The organism is Photorhabdus thracensis, assembly GCF_001010285.1.
Classification (GTDB): Bacteria; Pseudomonadota; Gammaproteobacteria; order Enterobacterales; family Enterobacteriaceae; genus Photorhabdus; species Photorhabdus temperata.
The window spans coordinates 3,021,248-3,039,468 of record NZ_CP011104.1 but is presented as its reverse complement, the minus strand read 5'-3'; the positions used below and the strand labels follow the sequence as shown (position 1 = coordinate 3,039,468).

At 44.9% G+C, this 18,221-nt stretch carries 18 protein-coding genes; 12 read left to right on the top strand and 6 right to left on the bottom strand.

The genetic code is table 11. From position 1 onward, the window contains the following. Positions 1-21: 21 nt before the first annotated feature. The 11 genes from kdsD to rnk all read left to right on the top strand — a co-directional run bounded on the left by kdsD (position 22) and on the right by rnk (position 7,583). Complete coding sequence (kdsD, locus tag VY86_RS13265; RefSeq protein ID WP_046975287.1) at positions 22-990, top strand: arabinose-5-phosphate isomerase KdsD; 969 nt, start codon at positions 22-24, stop codon at positions 988-990. 15 nt (positions 991-1,005) lie between these two features. Next, positions 1,006-1,569 carry a 3-deoxy-manno-octulosonate-8-phosphatase KdsC gene (kdsC, locus tag VY86_RS13260; protein WP_021323566.1) on the top strand — a complete coding sequence of 188 codons (564 nt, stop codon included), beginning with the start codon at positions 1,006-1,008 and terminating at the stop codon, positions 1,567-1,569. Between the two features lie 20 nt (positions 1,570-1,589). Continuing rightward, positions 1,590-2,168: an LPS export ABC transporter periplasmic protein LptC gene (gene lptC, locus VY86_RS13255; protein WP_046975286.1), complete on the top strand. Its 579-nt coding sequence runs from the start codon at positions 1,590-1,592 to the stop codon at positions 2,166-2,168. Then, the gene (gene lptA / locus VY86_RS13250; protein WP_046975285.1) at positions 2,149-2,682 is read left to right on the top strand and encodes a lipopolysaccharide ABC transporter substrate-binding protein LptA; all 534 of its coding nucleotides are present in this window, start codon (positions 2,149-2,151) and stop codon (positions 2,680-2,682) included. Before lptC ends, lptA begins: the two co-directional genes overlap by 20 nt. Before the next feature lie 6 nt (positions 2,683-2,688). Further along, positions 2,689-3,414 carry an LPS export ABC transporter ATP-binding protein gene (lptB, locus tag VY86_RS13245; RefSeq protein ID WP_046975284.1) on the top strand — a complete coding sequence of 242 codons (726 nt, stop codon included), beginning with the start codon at positions 2,689-2,691 and terminating at the stop codon, positions 3,412-3,414. A gap of 27 nt (positions 3,415-3,441) precedes the next feature. Beyond that, entirely contained in the window at positions 3,442-4,881 is a 1,440-nt protein-coding gene (gene rpoN, locus VY86_RS13240) for an RNA polymerase factor sigma-54 (RefSeq protein ID WP_046975283.1), read from the top strand. A 24-nt stretch (positions 4,882-4,905) separates the two neighbouring features. Next, positions 4,906-5,193, top strand: a complete 288-nt coding sequence (gene hpf / locus VY86_RS13235) for a ribosome hibernation promoting factor (RefSeq protein WP_015835763.1) — start codon at positions 4,906-4,908, stop codon at positions 5,191-5,193. A 124-nt stretch (positions 5,194-5,317) separates the two neighbouring features. Next, positions 5,318-5,785 carry a PTS IIA-like nitrogen regulatory protein PtsN gene (gene ptsN / locus VY86_RS13230; protein ID WP_036837490.1) on the top strand — a complete coding sequence of 156 codons (468 nt, stop codon included), beginning with the start codon at positions 5,318-5,320 and terminating at the stop codon, positions 5,783-5,785. Positions 5,786-5,862: 77 nt separating this feature from the next. Then, complete coding sequence (gene rapZ / locus VY86_RS13225) at positions 5,863-6,714, top strand: RNase adapter RapZ (protein ID WP_046975282.1); 852 nt, start codon at positions 5,863-5,865, stop codon at positions 6,712-6,714. Beyond that, the gene (gene npr / locus VY86_RS13220; RefSeq protein WP_046975281.1) at positions 6,714-6,986 is read left to right on the top strand and encodes a PTS phosphocarrier protein NPr; all 273 of its coding nucleotides are present in this window, start codon (positions 6,714-6,716) and stop codon (positions 6,984-6,986) included. Before rapZ ends, npr begins: the two co-directional genes overlap by 1 nt. 186 nt (positions 6,987-7,172) lie before the next feature. Then, positions 7,173-7,583, top strand: coding sequence for a nucleoside diphosphate kinase regulator (gene rnk, locus VY86_RS13215; protein ID WP_046975280.1), 411 nt, complete (start codon positions 7,173-7,175; stop codon positions 7,581-7,583). 54 nt (positions 7,584-7,637) lie between these two features. Here rnk and pmbA read toward each other — a convergent pair whose 3' ends face one another. Continuing rightward, positions 7,638-8,978 carry a metalloprotease PmbA gene (gene pmbA, locus VY86_RS13210; protein ID WP_046975279.1) on the bottom strand — a complete coding sequence of 447 codons (1,341 nt, stop codon included), beginning with the start codon at positions 8,976-8,978 and terminating at the stop codon, positions 7,638-7,640. Positions 8,979-9,179: 201 nt separating this feature from the next. On the opposite strand from pmbA, the gene yjgA reads away from it, so the two are divergent. Beyond that, positions 9,180-9,719 carry a ribosome biogenesis factor YjgA gene (gene yjgA / locus VY86_RS13205; protein ID WP_046975278.1) on the top strand — a complete coding sequence of 180 codons (540 nt, stop codon included), beginning with the start codon at positions 9,180-9,182 and terminating at the stop codon, positions 9,717-9,719. A 102-nt stretch (positions 9,720-9,821) separates the two neighbouring features. Here the strand turns inward: yjgA and tldD are convergent, their stop codons facing one another. Genes tldD through VY86_RS13180 form a run of 5 tightly spaced genes read right to left on the bottom strand, consistent with a single transcriptional unit; the run spans position 9,822 to position 18,035 of the window. Then, complete coding sequence (gene tldD / locus VY86_RS13200) at positions 9,822-11,267, bottom strand: metalloprotease TldD (protein ID WP_046975277.1); 1,446 nt, start codon at positions 11,265-11,267, stop codon at positions 9,822-9,824. Between the two features lie 12 nt (positions 11,268-11,279). Further along, complete coding sequence (gene nit1, locus VY86_RS13195) at positions 11,280-12,131, bottom strand: deaminated glutathione amidase (RefSeq protein ID WP_046975276.1); 852 nt, start codon at positions 12,129-12,131, stop codon at positions 11,280-11,282. Then, complete coding sequence (gene yhdP / locus VY86_RS13190) at positions 12,128-15,940, bottom strand: AsmA2 domain-containing protein YhdP (RefSeq protein WP_158019958.1); 3,813 nt, start codon at positions 15,938-15,940, stop codon at positions 12,128-12,130. The genes nit1 and yhdP overlap by 4 nt, the downstream gene beginning before the upstream one ends. A 41-nt stretch (positions 15,941-15,981) precedes the next feature. Continuing rightward, positions 15,982-17,451, bottom strand: coding sequence for a ribonuclease G (rng, locus tag VY86_RS13185; RefSeq protein WP_046975274.1), 1,470 nt, complete (start codon positions 17,449-17,451; stop codon positions 15,982-15,984). After that, positions 17,448-18,035 carry a Maf family protein gene (locus tag VY86_RS13180; protein WP_046975273.1) on the bottom strand — a complete coding sequence of 196 codons (588 nt, stop codon included), beginning with the start codon at positions 18,033-18,035 and terminating at the stop codon, positions 17,448-17,450. The genes rng and VY86_RS13180 overlap by 4 nt, the downstream gene beginning before the upstream one ends. Positions 18,036-18,221 lie beyond the last annotated feature (186 nt).

Genomic DNA, 18,221 nt, shown 5'->3' with positions numbered 1-18,221 from the left:
ACAAATTAGTAGGAAAAAGAAATGCCTAAAATTGATTTTCAGCAAGCGGGTAAGAAAGTTTTACAGATAGAGCGTGATGGGTTGGCAGAACTTGAACAATATATCAATGAAGATTTTGCCCGCACCTGTGAACTGATGTTCAACTGTGAAGGTAAGGTTATTGTCATGGGGATGGGCAAATCCGGCCACATCGGGTGTAAAATTGCTGCAACTTTCGCCAGTACTGGTACACCCTCCTTTTTCGTTCATCCGGGAGAAGCCAGCCACGGCGATCTCGGTATGGTGACACCTAAAGATATCGTTTTGGCCATCTCAAACTCGGGTGAATCCAATGAAATTCTGTCATTGATCCCCGCATTGAAACGCCAAAAAATTCCGCTTATCTGCATGACTAACAATTACAACAGTAGTATGGGAAAAGCCGCGGACATTCACTTGTGTATCAAAGTCCCACAGGAAGCCTGTCCGTTAGGTTTAGCGCCAACAACCAGCACTACGGCAACATTGGTTATGGGTGATGCTTTAGCGGTTGCATTGCTTCAGGCCCGTGGTTTTACCGCTGAAGACTTCGCACTATCACATCCAGGCGGCACACTTGGGCGCAAACTTCTGCTGCTGGTCAGTGATTTAATGAACACAGGTGATGATATCCCAAGAGTGAATCGCGATGCCTCTTTACGTGAAGCTCTTGTCGAAATCACCCGCCAAAAACTGGGTATGACCGTCGTTTGCGATGAAAATATGTATATTGACGGTATTTTTACCGATGGTGACTTGCGACGAGTGTTTGATATGGGAATTGATTTGTACAATGTCAAAATTTCAGCTGTTATGACAGCTGGCGGTATCCGTATCAAACCGAATGCCCTTGCTGTTGATGCATTGAACTTAATGCAGTCACACCATATCACTTCCTTACTGGTTACCGAGGAAAATAAATTACTTGGTGTATTACATATGCATGACCTGCTACAAGCTGGCGTAGTTTAACCTGAGAACGTCTTAATGAGCCAATTAGTTTATCTGGATACCTGTTATGGTCCAGTTAATAAAGACATTATTGAAAAAGCCGGTAGAATCCGTCTGCTGATTTGCGACGTTGACGGTGTGATGTCTGATGGCCTGATATATATGGGCAATAACGGCGAAGAATTGAAAACGTTTAACGTTCGTGATGGCTACGGGATTCGCTGCCTGATCACTTCAGGCATCGAAGTCGCTATTATTACCGGCCGTCGGGCAAAATTGCTGGAAGATCGAGCAAACACACTGGGCATTACACATCTTTACCAAGGACAAAGTGATAAGGTTTTGGCGTATAGAGAACTGTTAGATAAACTGGGACTAACACCAGAACAGGTTGCTTACATCGGTGATGATCTGATTGACTGGCCGGTCATGGAACAAGTGGGCTTATCTGTCGCTGTGGCAGACGCGCATCCACTGCTATTACCAAAAGCACATTATGTCACCCGGATTGCTGGGGGTCGCGGTGCGGTAAGAGAACTTTGTGATTTGGTGCTTTTCGCTCAGAATAAACTGGAAGAGGCCAAAGGATTATCAATATAGTAGGTTGAAGCGAAACGAGAATGGATAAAATCAAATCCTGGCTGGCGATAATACTGACGTTAATCACCCTGGCGTTAATTGGCTGGAACTTATCTGATTCAGACGAGACTAACTCATCTTCTGATACAGATAACAGTCAGCCAACATACCAAAGCCAGGAAACCATAACCTTTGTTTATGATCCTACGGGTAAGCTGACGTACAAACTGGTCGCTGATGACGTCCAGAATTATGCTGAGTCAAAACTTACCTGGTTTACCAAGCCGGTATTAACGACATATGATTCAAATGCCATTGCTACATGGACAGTTCGTGCAAACAAAGCCAAACTGACCAACGACAGAATGCTCTATCTTTACGGAGATGTGCAGGTTGACAGCCTGACTGATACGACACAATTACAGCGCATTACCACAGAAAATGCTATCGTCAATCTGGTAACTCAGGATGTTTCATCCGACGATCAAGTCACACTGATTGGCGTAGGATTGAAGTCCGTCGGTATGAAAATGCGTGGCAATCTGCGGAACAAAACCGCTGAACTGATTGAAAAGGTTAACACCTACTATGAAATCCAACATGAACAACAGAATCCGTAATGCTCTTATTGCCAGTGCCATTTTTACAGTCAGCCTTCCCGCTCTGGCACTGAAAGATGACACCCAGAAGCCAATTTCTATTGATTCCGTTAAACAATCCCTTGACATGACCGGGAACACTGCCACATTTACAGAAAACGTGATCGTTAAACAGGGCTCTATTGATATCCACGCTGACAAAGTTGTTGTGACCCGCCCGGATGGCGATTCTAAAAAAATGGTTGTTGAGGCATTTGGTAATCCGGTAACTTTCTATCAGCTACAGGACAACGGCAAGCCAATCAAAGGTCGCGGCGCCAAAATGCGTTACGAAATGGATAAGGAGCTGGTTACACTGACTGGCAACGCCTATCTGGAACAGTTAGACAGTAATATAAAAGGCGACCGGATCACTTACCTGGTCCCAACCCAGCAAATGGAAGCGTTCAGTGACAAAGGTAAACGAGTGACAACTGTTTTGTTACCTTCTCAGTTACAAGAAGAAAGCCCTGCGGTTAACAACAAGAGTAAATAACGAGATATGGCAATACTAAACGCAGAAAACCTGGCAAAAGCTTACAAAGGCCGTAAGGTCGTTGAAAATGTCAGCTTAAACGTGAACTCCGGTGAAATTGTTGGCCTGCTTGGCCCTAACGGTGCAGGGAAAACCACGACTTTTTATATGGTTGTAGGCATTGTTTCACGGGATGCCGGGACAATTACCATTGATGGCGAAGATATCAGCCTGCTGCCACTTCACGAACGGGCGCGCCGTGGTATTGGCTACTTGCCTCAGGAAGCTTCTATTTTCCGCCGTCTGAGCGTCTTCGACAATCTGATGGCCGTATTGGAGATCCGTCAGGATCTGACACAAGAACAACGGAAGGAACGTGCCGAAGAGCTGATGGAGGAGTTCCATATCAGCCACCTGCGGGACAATCTGGGTCAATCACTTTCCGGTGGTGAGCGTCGCCGCGTAGAGATTGCCCGCGCGCTGGCAGCCAATCCTAAATTTATTTTGCTGGATGAACCTTTCGCCGGCGTAGATCCAATCTCAGTAATCGATATCAAAAAAATTATTCAGCATTTGAGAGATTACGGGCTAGGCGTCCTGATCACAGACCATAACGTCCGTGAAACATTAGATGTATGTGAGCGTGCTTATATTGTCAGCCAAGGGCAGCTGATTGCTCACGGCACACCGAATGATATCCTTAATAATGAACAGGTGAAGCGCGTTTATTTAGGCGAAGGTTTCCGGCTCTAATTCAGCCAGGAGAATTGATTTAACGCTATGAAGCAAAGTTTGCAACTCAGGCTCAGTCAGCAACTGGCTATGACACCACAGCTCCAACAAGCCATTCGTTTGTTGCAACTTTCTACGCTTGAACTTCAACAGGAAATACAGCAAGCGTTAGAAATGAACCCTTTGCTTGAGCAGGATGAAGATCATCAAGAAATCAGTAATCAGGAATCTCCCGACAACGAAACTGACGTTATGGATACGCTTGATGCCCTGCAACAAAAGGATATGCCAGATGAGTTGCCACTGGATGCCAGCTGGGATGAAATTTATACAGCTGGTACACCTTCCGGTACACGTAATGACTATAATGATGACGACCTGCCACTTTACCAAGGTGAAACAGTCCAAACCCTGCAAGACTATTTAATGTGGCAGGCAGGGCTGACCCCTTTCACGGAAACAGATGCAGCAATTGCTACATCAATCATTGATGCCGTAGATGATACAGGCTACCTTACTGTACCATTGGAGGATATCCTTGCTAGCATTGGCGACGATCAACTGACTCTGGCAGAAGTGGAAGCCGTGCTCAAACGGGTACAACATTTTGATCCTATCGGTGTCGCTGCCCGTGATCTGAAAGATTGTCTACTGATCCAGCTATCAATGTTTCCACCAGAAACACCTTATCTGAAAGAAGCAAAATTGATCGTCTGCGAGCATCTGGAATTACTGGGTAATCGGGATTTCCGCAACTTAATCCGTTTAAGTCGCTTGAAAGAAGATACACTGAAAGAAGTGATTGATTTAATTCAGTCACTTGAGCCAAGACCTGGTTTGGCAGTAAACACAGGTGAATCAGAGTATGTCATCCCTGATGTGCTGGTTCGAAAAGAGAGTGAACATTGGCAAGTAGAATTGAATACAGATAGTATTCCGCGTTTACACATTAATCAGCATTATGCGGAGCTTGGGCAACATACACACAATGAAAGTGACAGCCAGTTTATCCGCAATAACCTACAGGAAGCTAAATGGCTTATCAAAAGCCTGGAAAGCCGAAATGATACTCTGCTGAAAGTTACGCGCTGCATTGTAGAGCAGCAACAGGAATTTTTTGAGCATGGCGAAGAATATATGAAACCCATGGTTTTGGCAGATATTGCCTTCCAGGTCGATATGCATGAATCTACCATTTCCAGGGTGACTACCCAAAAATTCCTGCACAGCCCACGTGGCATTTTTGAATTGAAGTATTTTTTCTCCAGCCATGTTAATACAGAAAGTGGAGGCGAAGCCTCTTCAACTGCAATACGGGCTTTGGTGAAAAAACTGGTAGCAGCGGAGAACTCCGCCAAACCATTAAGTGACAGCAAACTGACGAGTATGCTAGCCGATCAAGGCATTATGGTTGCCCGACGGACTGTCGCAAAATATCGAGAGTCGTTATCCATTCCGCCATCAAACCAGCGTAAACGTCTGGTTTGAAATGAACAAGAGAAGGAAGACAATATGCAACTCAAAATAACTGGCCACAATATTGAAATTACTGATGCATTACGCGACATTATCACTGCAAAATGCAGCAAGCTGGATCAATATTTCGACAGGATCAACCTGACTCAGGTAATCCTCCGAGTGGAAAAGGTACAACAAATCGCTGAAGCCACGGTACATATTAATGGAGGCGAGTTGCACGCATCCTCAGAACATGAAGATATGTATGCAGCAATTGATGGACTGGTCGATAAACTGGCTCGTCAGTTAACCAAACATAAAGATAAACTGAGACAACATTAACAGTTATTTAACAATAGCTGTAGTAAAAACAGCGGAGTCTTGCTGTAAAACAGTGCACAAATACCGGATGCCACAGCTAATCTATGGCATCCGGTATCAATTAAGCACCTAAGCGAATAGAAAAATGAATAACCAAGCAGATTTACTACTAAGCTCTGTACTTTCCCTCGAATGTACGCGTAATAACGTACATTGTTCGAGCAAAAAACGGGCTTTAGAGATTATCAGTGAGCTGGCATCTAAACGGCTTAAACTACCCGAGAATATCGTATTCGAAGCAATATTGACCAGAGAAAAAGTAGGCACTACTGGAATTGGCAGTGGTATTGCTATCCCTCACGGTAAACTGGATGAAGAAAGCTCAGATCAAGCTGTTGGCGTTTTCCTCAATCTGGAACAACCCATTGCTTTCGATGCCATTGATAATCAACCAGTCGATTTGCTGTTTGCTTTACTGGTTCCAAACGATCAATGCCAGACACACTTACACACATTGTCATTAATTGCCAAACGCCTTGCAGACAAAAATCTCTGCCGTCGTTTAAGATCGGCACAAAGTGATGAAGAACTTTACGCAATTATCACTGAATAGCTGTTGCAATGAATGGAGAGCAACAGATAACAGTGGCTCATAATAATAACCACTGAGAAATTAAGGGGAGTCGTCTCATGGTGCTGATGATAGTCAGTGGCCGTTCCGGTTCGGGTAAATCCGTTGCCTTGCGCGCACTGGAAGATATGGGTTTTTATTGTGTAGACAACTTGCCGGTAGTGTTGCTGCCGGAATTAGCCGATACGCTGGCTGACAGAGATATTTCCGCTGCTGTCAGTATTGATGTAAGAAACATGCCGGAATCCCCCGAAGTTTTCGAAGAAGCCCTGACTAAACTACCAGCCAGTTTCTCACCGCAATTACTGTTTCTTGATGCTGACCGTAATACGCTAATCCGCCGTTACAGCGATACCCGCCGTCTCCATCCACTATCAAGCAAAAACCTTTCTCTGGAAAGCGCGATTGATCAAGAAAGCGATCTGCTGGAGCCACTTCGTTCAAGAGCAGATCTGATTATCGACACTTCCGAAATGTCAGTCCATGAACTGGCCGAAATGCTAAGGACCCGTCTGCTGGGCAAACGGGAACGTGAGCTGACAATGGTCTTTGAGTCCTTCGGCTTCAAGCATGGCATTCCAATTGATGCCGACTATGTTTTTGATGTACGTTTCCTGCCAAACCCACACTGGGACCCAAAGCTACGGCCAATGACTGGTCTTGATCGTCCCGTAGCCGCTTTTCTCGACCGCCATACAGAAGTGCATAACTTCATCTATCAGACCCGCAGTTATCTTGAACTTTGGCTGCCCATGCTTGAAACCAATAACCGCAGTTATCTGACCGTGGCGATTGGCTGCACCGGCGGTAAACACCGTTCTGTTTATGTGGCAGAGCAGCTGGCTGACTATTTCCGCTCCCGTGGCAAAAACGTACAGTCACGCCACCGTACTCTCGAAAAGCGGAAATAATGACTGTCAAGCAGAAACTTGAAATCAAAAACCGGCTGGGAATGCACGCCCGGCCAGCAATGAAGCTGTATGATCTGGTACAGCTCTTTGAGTCTCATGTTGTCTTGCGCAATGATAGCCATGTTGAAGCTGAAGCCAGCAGCGTGATAGCCATGCTGATGCTGGATTCAGAAAAAGGCAGCTATATTGAAGTTGAAGCCAATGGCCCAGATGAAGAACAGGCTCTTGCCGCTATCATTAATCTATTTGATGCAGGATTTGACGAAGAATAACGCCTTCCACTCCTCTGGCTTATCATGTTCTTAACTGCTTTCATTAGCAACACAAAACAGTTCGTGATCATGATCTCTTTCTTTTCCAGTAAGAACAGCCTACTATCAGGTTAATTATTTTAAATAACACCCCCCTCCTCACGGTGCGGGGTGTTATTTTGTGTTGGATTCCATTTGGAGTGTGGTATGACTAAACCAGCAATTATCATCAACGAATTAGACGCAGAACGTTTAGATTCCCTGTTGGAACAGCCAGCGTTTGCAGATACTAGTATCGCTGACGCTTTGAATGAGGAGCTGGATCGTGCAGAGATTGTACCTCCAGCAGAAATTCCATCCGATATTGTGACTATGAATAGTCGGGTTCGCTTCCTTGATCTGACAAGCAGTGAAGAGCGGGTGCGCACTCTGGTTTATCCTGCGTCACTGCAAGACAGTTCAGACCAGCTTTCTGTTATGGCTCCTCTGGGAGCGGCATTATTGGGCCTTCGTATTGGCGACGAAATCAGTTGGAAATTGCCAAACGGCGAAGAAACCCGGGTCAAAGTATTAGAATTACTTTACCAACCAGAAGCTGCCGGTGAACTCCACCGTTAATTCAGCCAGCCCATTTCAACAGGGCTGGCCACTGTAACCGAATCTGAGTATCTCTTATTGACCAGCGATACTCATTTCCGGCAGTAATACTGAACCACATTGGATATTACTGCGAGTTTCAATATCATTCCCAATAGTGACCATATTGGCCCACATATCTTTCAGATTGGCCGCAATAGTGATCTCGCTAACAGGATACTGAATCTCACCATTTTCTACCCAGAAACCAGCAGCACCACGGGAATAGTCACCGGTTACTGCACTGACTCCCTGCCCCATCAATTCAGTAACCACTAATCCCGTTCCCATCTGACGCAGTAAACCAGCAAAATCCTCACCTTGCCCTGCAATGCACCAGTTATGGATCCCACCAGCATGGCCTGTACTTGTCATCCCCAATTTACGGGCAGAATAATTTGTCAGAAGCCAGGTCTGTAATACGCCATCTTTAATAATATCCCTGTTACTGGTGCACACACCTTCGCTATCAAACGGAGAAGATGCCAGCCCTGCCAGCAAATGTGGACGCTCTTCAATCGTCAGCCATGATGGCAGGATTTGTTTGCCCAGATGATCAAGCAGGAAAGAAGATTTACGGTAAATACTGCTACCACTAATAGCACCAACTAAATGACCGAAAAGACCCGTTGCAACTTCCGCAGCAAACAGCACAGGTGCTCTCATAGTCGGTAATTTACGTGGAGATAAACGGGATAGCACACGGCGGGCACACTCATGCCCAACCCACTCCGGCGATTTTAAATCTTCAATACGACGACTAATGGTATACGCATAATCCCGTTCCATATCGCCATTAAATTCAGCAATCACACAACTCGACATCGAATGACGGCTAGAGCAATAACTTTGCAACATACCGTGACTGTTGCCAAACACCCGGATACCATAATGGCTGCTAAAACTCCCGCCCTCAGTATTGGTAATACGTTTATCTACCTGTAATGCCGTTTGTTCCGCGCGGGCAGCCAGTTCAATTGCTTTATCAGTATCCAATTCTGTTGGGTGGAACAAATCAAGATCCGGCGCATCAAACGCCAGTAACTCTTTATCCGCCGGACCGGCACAGGGATCCTGAGAAGTATAACGGGCAATATCGATCGCAGCCTGAACAGTACGGGCAATAGCATCCGGACTTAAATCTGTTGATGATGCACTCCCTTTACGTTGCTGATGGTATACGGTGATCCCTAGCGCACCATCACTATTAAATTCTACATTTTCTATTTCACCAAAGCGGGTACTGACACCAATACCCGTTGTTTTATTAACAGCAACTTCCGCGGCATCACAACCCGCTGTTGCCAATTCTAATGCCTGTGAAACTGCATTTTCCAGTTGCTTGCGTTGTTCCGCGATTTGATCAGTGATTTTCATTAATTACCCGTAATTTGATGAATAAAGGGAAAATCTGTCAGGAAAACAGAACCATTTTATCCACAAAAGTAATGCCGAGTGGTAATCAGGCGTTTTTCCCAGTTACAATACCCAATATTAGGATGTTAACACCCACTGGGCTACAGGTCATGCTCCAAAAATCAACCTGTCAGATCCGGCCTTTTTAAAAGGAAAACCACCATGGCAAAGCAGCCTGAAGATTGGCTCAATGATTATCCTACTGAAGAGGAAGAAGAAGAGATAATTTGGGTCAGTAAAAGCGAAATTAAACGTGATGCAGAGGCATTGAAAAAGCTGGGTGCAGAATTGGTTGATCTCAGCAAAAATGCGCTTGAACGCATTCCGTTGGATGAGGACCTGCTGGCAGCCATTGAACTTGCACAGAAGATAAAAAAAGAAGGGCGCCGTCGCCAGTTACAATTAATTGGTAAAATGCTGCGTGCCCGGGATGTTGAACCCATTACCACTGCAATTGATAAACTGAAAAATCGTCACAATCAGCAAATCGTTCTGTTCCATAAGTTGGAACAATTACGTGATAAATTGATTGATGGCAATGATGATGTTATTGATGAAGTTGTGGCATTATTCCCACAAACTGATCGCCAGCAATTGCGCACGCTGATCCGCAATGCTAAAAAAGAAAAGGCGGCTAATAAGCCACCTAAATCTTATCGTCAGATTTTCCAGTATCTTAAGGATATGGCTGAATCAACCTAGCCACCTAAAATATACAAGGTGCTAATTTTGTTAGGGGAAAATTTTAAAACTAAGTTCCCCTTCCAGCTCCTCTGCCGCTTCTTCAAACAAGAGGACTAAAAATCAGGCTGTTCCGCCAACGGTCAGGTTGTCCAGTTTCAAAGTAGGCTGACCAACACCAACAGGTACACTCTGGCCCTCTTTGCCACAAATCCCAATACCTTTATCCAGCTCAAGATCGTTGCCTACCATAGAGACCTGCTGCATAGCCTCAATACCGGAACCGATAAGGGTCGCACCTTTCACTGGCTTGGTAATCTTGCCGTTCTCAATCAGATAAGCTTCAGATGTCGAGAACACGAATTTACCGGAAGTGATATCCACTTGGCCGCCACCAAAATTTGGCGCATATAAACCATTTTCTACACTACCGATGATCTCTTCCGGTGTGGAATGACCCGCCAGCAAATAGGTGTTAGTCATACGAGGCATAGGCAGATGGGCATACGATTCACGGCGGCCATTGCCCGTCGGCGCAACCCCCATCAGACGTGCATTCATTTTGTCCTGCATGTAACCTTTGAGAATACCATTCTCAATCAATACATTGTATTGCCCAGGAACACCTTCATCATCAATTGCCAATGAGCCACGGCGACCTTTTATCGTGCCATCGTCAACCACCGTACAAAGTTCAGAAGCGACTTTCTCACCAATCTGACCCGAGAATACGGAGGTACCACGGCGGTTAAAATCGCCTTCCAGCCCATGACCAACAGCTTCATGCAGTAACACACCCGGCCAACCTGCTCCCAAAACAACTGGCATAGTACCCGCAGGTGCAGCAACAGCGGAAAGATTTACCAGCGCCATACGAACAGCTTCACGCGCAAATTGTTCCGCACGGATCTGACCACTTATCATTTCCAGAAAATATTCATAACCATAACGACCGCCACCGCCGCTAGTACCATGTTCACGTTTGCCGTTATCTTCCACCAGCACCGTGACAGATAAGCGAACCAGAGGACGAATATCAGCCGCTAAAGTCCCATCGGTCGCCGCAACCAATACCTGTTCGTAGACCCCTGTCAGGCTGGCATTCACTTCCTGCACTCTCGGATCTTCGGCACGAGCGACCTGATCCACCCGGTGCAATAACGCAATCTTCTCTTCACGGGAGAAACTTCGCAACGGATCGATTGCCGCATAAAGTTGAGAGTAAGCCACTTCTCCGAAGGTATGGATGTTACCATTTCCTGTTTCATGGACAATGCTACGGGCAGCCTGTGCGCTTTGTTGCAATGCATTCAATGTGATCTGGTCTGCATAAGCAAAACCGGTTTTTTCACCACTGATAGCCCTAACACCAACGCCCTGATCAATATTATAGGAACCATCCTTAATAATCCGATCTTCCAGCACCCAAGATTCATGATAGCTGGACTGAAAATAGAGGTCGGCATAATCCAGCCGACGTTCAGCCAGTTGACCAAGTACTGAAAACAGATCTTGATGGCTTAATTTATTTGCAGCCAGTAAATGTTCACTGACAAAAGTTAAACTCATAATTGATACTCTTTAATTTGCTGTATTCTTTTCAATCAGGGAAGTCAACTGCGGCCGGAAGCAGTTATGTTCCACCACTTTCATCTGCTCACGCATAATCTTCAGGCTATCCGCCCTGACATTCAGTTGTAATGCACTGACTGCATCTGGATTTTTCTTAATCACTTTCCCCCAGCCGTCTACAACCATTGAGTGGCCCCATGTTTGACGGGTTCCATGTACACCAACCTGAGCGGGTGCCAACAGAATACACTGATTTTCAATAGCGCGGGCCCGTAACAGTGGCTCCCAATGCGCTTTTCCTGTTAAACGGGTAAATGCCGCAGGAACAGATATCAACTCAGCGCCTTGCTCACGCAATGTCTGAAACAGCCCAGGGAAACGCAGATCATAGCATATGGTCATACCAAGACGACCAACAGGTGTATCCACGACGGTAATATGTTCCCCACGCTGGAAAACAGACGATTCGTTATATGATCCATGTTCATCATCAATATTGACGTCAAACATATGGATTTTATCGTAACGTGCGCGGATCTCACCCTGATCATCAAACAACAGACTGCTGCTGGTGATCCGTTCAGGATTTTCACGGCTGATAAGCGGCATAGAACCAATTAATAACCAGACACCATAACGACGTGCGATCTCACTGACAGCTTGCTGCAAAGGCCCTTTTCCCTGCGGTTCTGCATGATGACGATAACTGACAGCATTAGCAAACAACAATGCATTTTCCGGGGTCATCACAAGCTTGATCGTATCCGGCAACGGCTTAATTTGTTGTTCAATTTGCGCCAAATTATGTTTGATATTCTCACCGCTACATAACTGTAAGAGTGCAACATTGACGTTTCTCATGTTCCTCTATTCTCCTTAAGTTGACGCAGGACTTCATCAATTTTCGGTTGTTCAAGATTACCGGTAATCCGGTAACGAATAACCGATATCTTATTCCATAACGGCCCCAAGACCTTGGTTGCCGCAAATAATGCAGCACCTGCTACCGGATTGATAACAAAAGCCGTTGCTACACCGACAGTAGCAGAAATTTCCGGCGTGACGATGGCTTCTATATTGATCTGTTGGCGAACAAGATCAACCTCTCCTTTCGTTATCACATCAGCAATCAGTCCATCGATCCGTAAATTCTTAGTCTTGAGTATCCCATTATTTACTGAAATATCACCACGGATTGAATCAAATTCAAAATCCTGGCTAAAAGTATCACTAAAATCGAGCTGCAATTTACGCAACAAAGCATCAAAACTGACCAGTTTTAGTAACTGACCGGCACTTCCCCCGCCCAATTTCTCGATAGCACCTTTGCCTAAATCGCTTTTAAGATTGCCATTCAGTGTCTGTAAATCGGGTTTCCACGGTGTATCCAACCAGTTAAAATCAAAACGGAAGTTAAACGGCGACTTAACAATTGGCACGACAATACCAAGGTAAGATGCCATCTCATCAAACTTTTTACCGGAGAATTGTCCCATAAGATGAGTATTATTCTCTCCAGCACTTTCTTGCCAACGACCCGTCAAATTTAGTTTACTGACGCTGTTGTCCACCATTCCATCTCTTAATACAAGCGAATTACCTTCCGGTATCAGGGAACCAGACACCTTCCCAAGTTTCAACCCCATAATCCAGCACTCAGAGCAGACAATATCTAATGAAGGCCATTGGTTCAGTGAATAACGCTGAGTTGTACCTGTTTGAGATTGCTTAGATAAATCTGATTCAGGTTGCTGAGGGCTATATTGCAGAGGGTTATAGTAAAGATGGCTCAAATTCAGCTGCCACGGGCCACTATTACGAATATTAAGCTTACCGTTGATTTCCTGACTATCAGCACTAATCTGCGTTCCCCAGGGCTGTTGTTCTACATCTAACGATAACTGATTCCAACGTTGTCCCCCCACATCCAATGACGGAAGCGACACTCGCAGATGTTGTGGCAACAGTGCTCTCCCTGCCAATGAAGAACTTGAAGTCAGAGGCGCAATTAGCCCTAGCCACTCTTCACCCTCAATTGCCGGAAGATTCAATTCCAATAACGATTTTTCAGGTAAGTCAGGAATTTTGTCACTGTTACTTTGTAAAATTCCCCGTGACAGTTGAGTCCTTTTCTCTGCCAAACTCCATTGAGTATTAAACGCATACTGCTTACCTAACGTCCCTTTTACCCGCAGCTGATCCATATCACCATCAGCCAGAATATGAAGCACTTTCAGTTTACGCAGTTCATCTGCTTTCAAGACAGATAAATGGCTGTCTACTTGTGACAAGTCAGCGTCGATTTTCACATCATATTGAGCCTTACCCTGAAACGGTAAACTAATACCCACGTTCCCTTCCCAGTCAACAGAACCAGAAAGCGTTTTGGCAACCGCTGGAGGTAGTTCAGGTAATTTCGCAGCAGCCCAATGAGCATTCAGACCAACATCTACCCGATAGTTTTTTGATAAGTTCTTGGTAGAGAAATCAACAGTAACAGGCTGTCCAAGCCATTGCACTGATAATTTGTCACTTTGTAAATTACCATTATCAAAACGGAACCGGCCACTGACATTTTTCATTTCACTGCCCAGCGGCTTAATCAACAAATGGTTATTTTTTAAAGTGACCTCACCACTGGCATCCACATTGCCGCCATTGAGCGGAATATCCAAATGCAAATTACCCGCAACCTGACCACCAATCTGTAATGTATTAAGCGTTTCACCAACAGAATCCGCTAACGGGCTATGGGTAAAATATTCATGAATATCTTTACCATCCCCCAGAATATCAGCATCGATTAACAATTTCTTTCTACTATAATCAGAAATTACCGCCGAAACATTATTCGCTTTCACTTTACCAAGCTCAGCTTGCGCAGCCAGCATCCACAAACCGTTATTATGGAAATTAAGATCAATATTAAGATCCAGCAGCGCAGGCCAATCTGGTTGATACTGGAAAGTAGCATGACGCAGTGGGGCGAAAACCTGAAACTGACCCTCATTCTTTACAAATGGGAAATCTTTGGGATTGCCTTGAAAAACAAACGTTGCGTTTTCTATTTGCCCTTTAATAATTGAAGCGGTCAGATAGTCAGTCAGAGATGTCCCCATCAAAGGCTCAGGAAAATATCTCCAGGCATCACTCGCATCATAAACCCGTACTCCCGCCAGAATACTCAGCGCCGGAGGCTGCTCTTTTGGCTGTTGATAACGAAAATCACCACTGACCCACAATGATTTCGCCTGCAAATCCAACCCCTGACTCCAAAGTTGTAAACCTCGCTTATCCTGCCGCCAGAATATTTCTCCATGACTTTGGGATATCTCAAACGGTGCCAGAAACATATCGCGATAATCAGCTACACTATCTTTCAAAGCAAAATTAAGTTCGCCTTGCTGCAAGCTACCGTTGAGAGAACCAGAGAAATTATCAATAGAAGGCAGCCCCTGCCAGCGCTGCCAACTCACATCCTGCCATTGCATACTCATTCGGAAATCATCTGCAATTTCCGGTGTTATATCGAGAGCGAGATGATTTACCAATCCTTGCGGCTGGCGACGTTCCCAATCTCTGACAACATCAGGGGTTAAAAAAGAGAAAGTGGGTAAAATACTGTTCAACCGTTCAAGTTGAATATTCTTCGCCCGGATACGCCAATGATCTTTACCATCATACTTCTTAGCTTCCGGCAGATAGAGCACAGACGCCTTGCCTGACGGCCATTGCTGACCGTCAGTAGCCAAGCTTGCCAATTCAGGCGCATCAAACAACCAACCATTATCCTGACGGCGCATCCGTAATACCAGATCACTGACAGAAAGACGGTGAGATTTGTCAGCAACTTTCCAGTTAGCTTCTCCCTGACGTAATTGCAGTTGACCACCATCAATTCGCCCATCTTTGAGCGTAATCCAGCTAGACAAACTAAATTCAGCATCTTTCAGCCCAGTATTATCCTGCAACCAACGACTCAACCACGGATGCATATCAACATTATCTGCCTGCAAATAAACAGTGCCGTTATCCAATACACCGTTAGTGTCACGCAAATCAAATTTAACCTGTACATTCCCATGCTGATTATTAATAGAAGAAAGGCTGACTTCCCCTTGAGCACGATGATAGTTATTTTTATTCAGCCAGGTTAATTGTGGTAACAACAGATCAACCCGTTCACCAGAGGGGGTAAGAAAAGTAAGGCGGCTATCTTGCAGATTAAAATGATCAAATTGTTCGAGAAACAGATTAGAAAACGTATCTGATTGGGAAAACATATTACCGCGTTGATCATTAAACAACGGTTGATGGTAATCCACCTGTAATTGATAAAAAGTCAGATCGCGAAAATCCCAGCGCATTCTCAGCAAAGATAACCAGACATCCAATGCAACCGTGATTTTTTTTGCCTTCACATCTGCACTGGCAGTTTTCACATTGATATCACGTAATTCAAGAACAGGCCCAAAAGATTCCCATTTTCCATCAATATATCCAACATCAACAGGTACACCCGCAATTGACTCAACTGTAGCGAGCAATTGCGGGCGATAGCCATTAATATGCGGCAGTAGAAAACGTAACCCACTGACAAGCAAAGCCATAATAATAATGACTATTGCGGCTGTCGCTAATAATACTCCCGGCAGTCGCCTCACACGCATCTCCTTGGTTGCCAGCGCTGTTAAGCAAGCAAACCAGATAATTACATCATAACGACGTCAAACTGCTCCTGACTGTAGAGCTGCTCTGTCTGAACTTTTACCTGCTTACCAACAAAAATTTCCACTTCTGCCAGTGCATGAGATTCTTCTCCTCTCAGTGCTTCGACCACGGCCGGTGAGGCATAAATAAGGAAGCGATCTGCATCAACTGCCCGGTGAACACGCACAATTTCACGCATAATTTCATAACAGACAGTTTCAACAGATTTTACGGTCCCTCTTCCATGGCAGGTAGGACAGTCGTCGCAGAGTATATGCTCGATACTTTCACGGGTTCGCTTACGCGTCATCTCCACCAGCCCGAGTTGTGAAAAACCATTAATCGTTGTTTTAACACGATCTTTACTCAGAGCCTGTTCAAGAGAAGCCAGTACCCGTCGGCGGTGATCTTCACTATTCATATCAATAAAATCAATAATGATAATACCCCCCAAATTACGTAACCTTAATTGTCTGGCAATAGCCTGCGTCGCTTCGATATTAGTATTAAAGATAGTCTCTTCCAGATTACGGTGCCCAACAAATGCGCCAGTATTAATATCAATTGTGGTCATCGCTTCTGTTTGGTCAATAATCAGATAACCACCTGATTTCAATTCAACTTTACGATCGAGTGCCCGTTGGATCTCATTTTCTACATCAAACAGATCAAAAATAGGTTGATTGCCACTATAAAGTTCCAATCTGGCTGTCATTTTAGGAATATATTCACTAATAAATTCCTGTAACTGATTAAACGTCAGACGAGAATCCACACGAATACGATCAAGAGCAGCTCCGGCGAAATCGCGCAAAATACGATGAGCCAGAGCCAATTCGCCATAAAGTTTATTTTTAGTGACATTACGCTTTTTACGCTCGATCACCTTGCTCCACAATCGTTTCAAGAAAGCCGCATCCTGAGCTAACTCTTCGTCGCCAACGCCCTCAGCAGCAGTTCTGATAATGAAACCACCGTGCTCATCACAATAGTCAGCAACAATATTTTTCAGGCGATTACGCTCTTCTTCACTTTCGATACGTTGTGAAACCCCAACATGAGAAGCACCGGGCATAAATACCAGATAGCGGGAAGGTAACGTAATATCCGTAGTTAACCGAGCTCCTTTGGTACCAAGTGGATCTTTCACTACCTGAACCATCAAATCCTGCCCCTGGCGAACCAATTCAGCAATATCTCTGACATGGAAGTTCTTTTGTTCTTCACCGGCAATACATTCCGTGTGAGGCACAATGTCTGAGGCGTGAAGAAAAGCCGCTTTTTCCAGCCCAATATCAACAAAGGCCGCCTGCATCCCTGGTAACACCCGGCTTACACGACCTTTGTAAATATTACCGACAATTCCCCTTTTGGCTTCCCTTTCGACATGGATTTCCTGCAAAATCCCACCATCAATGTAGGCAACGCGCGTTTCTGATGGTGTTATATTGACTAATAACTCTGCTGTCATGTGTTCCTCTTTCCATCAACTAACGCAAAAAACTTTGTGATTAATTCATGCGTTTCCACTAATGGCAGACCAACGACTGAGTGATAACTCCCATTCAGCGTTTTGACAAAGCAACCTGCTTTTCCCTGAATACCATAAGCACCCGCTTTATCCATTGGCTCACCGGTCGCTACATAATCCAAAATTTCCTGCGTGGATAATTGGCGAAAGGTCACATCTGTAACGACTATATCACTTAAAGTACTCTGACTATCTGATAAAGCAATAGCTGTAATTACCTGATGACACTGACCGGAAAGTACACTGAGCATTTCAACGGCATGTTGTTCACTACGGGGTTTTTCCAAAATCCTATCATTCAATATAACAATAGTATCCGCTCCCAACACGGGAAAATCCTCTGGCGCAATAACAACCCCCGCCAGAGATTTATCTTTTGCTAATCGGCTGACATATTGACGCGGAGTTTCACCCTCTTGCCATTGCTCCTTTACCTGAGGAGAAAGAATTTCAAATTTAAAGTCCAATAATTCAACCAGCTCACGCCGCCTTGGTGAGCCGGAAGCCAGATAGAGGGTTTTCATGATGATATTGTCCTTACTACTTATCTCATTAGGGCTTTTTATTTGCCATTTTTGTAATAAAGAGCGCACCAAAGCAAAACTCAAACAAAAGCCGTCGCTTTTGAACGCATTTCAGTGCGGCCCTAAGGAAAAGCGAAACGAATCATCCCCACATATCTATATGTACGCTCCAGGTTATGTACGCTG

Bases quoted from the DNA above. Each gene is read 5' to 3' on its own strand.
- pmbA (WP_046975279.1), bottom strand. From the start codon at position 8,978: ATGAAAATCACTGATCAAATCGCGGAACAACGCAAGCAACTGGAAAAT.
- lptB (WP_046975284.1), top strand. From the start codon at position 2,689: ATGGCAATACTAAACGCAGAAAACCTGGCAAAAGCTTACAAAGGCCGT.
- yhdP (WP_158019958.1), bottom strand. From the start codon at position 15,940: ATGCGTGTGAGGCGACTGCCGGGAGTATTATTAGCGACAGCCGCAATA.
- hpf (WP_015835763.1), top strand. From the start codon at position 4,906: ATGCAACTCAAAATAACTGGCCACAATATTGAAATTACTGATGCATTA.
- VY86_RS13180 (WP_046975273.1), bottom strand. From the start codon at position 18,035: ATGAAAACCCTCTATCTGGCTTCCGGCTCACCAAGGCGGCGTGAGCTG.
- kdsC (WP_021323566.1), top strand. From the start codon at position 1,006: ATGAGCCAATTAGTTTATCTGGATACCTGTTATGGTCCAGTTAATAAA.
- lptA (WP_046975285.1), top strand. From the start codon at position 2,149: ATGAACAACAGAATCCGTAATGCTCTTATTGCCAGTGCCATTTTTACA.
- rpoN (WP_046975283.1), top strand. From the start codon at position 3,442: ATGAAGCAAAGTTTGCAACTCAGGCTCAGTCAGCAACTGGCTATGACA.
- lptC (WP_046975286.1), top strand. From the start codon at position 1,590: ATGGATAAAATCAAATCCTGGCTGGCGATAATACTGACGTTAATCACC.
- npr (WP_046975281.1), top strand. From the start codon at position 6,714: ATGACTGTCAAGCAGAAACTTGAAATCAAAAACCGGCTGGGAATGCAC.
- rnk (WP_046975280.1), top strand. From the start codon at position 7,173: ATGACTAAACCAGCAATTATCATCAACGAATTAGACGCAGAACGTTTA.
- rapZ (WP_046975282.1), top strand. From the start codon at position 5,863: ATGGTGCTGATGATAGTCAGTGGCCGTTCCGGTTCGGGTAAATCCGTT.
- rng (WP_046975274.1), bottom strand. From the start codon at position 17,451: ATGACAGCAGAGTTATTAGTCAATATAACACCATCAGAAACGCGCGTT.
- tldD (WP_046975277.1), bottom strand. From the start codon at position 11,267: ATGAGTTTAACTTTTGTCAGTGAACATTTACTGGCTGCAAATAAATTA.
- yjgA (WP_046975278.1), top strand. From the start codon at position 9,180: ATGGCAAAGCAGCCTGAAGATTGGCTCAATGATTATCCTACTGAAGAG.
- kdsD (WP_046975287.1), top strand. From the start codon at position 22: ATGCCTAAAATTGATTTTCAGCAAGCGGGTAAGAAAGTTTTACAGATA.
- ptsN (WP_036837490.1), top strand. From the start codon at position 5,318: ATGAATAACCAAGCAGATTTACTACTAAGCTCTGTACTTTCCCTCGAA.
- nit1 (WP_046975276.1), bottom strand. From the start codon at position 12,131: ATGAGAAACGTCAATGTTGCACTCTTACAGTTATGTAGCGGTGAGAAT.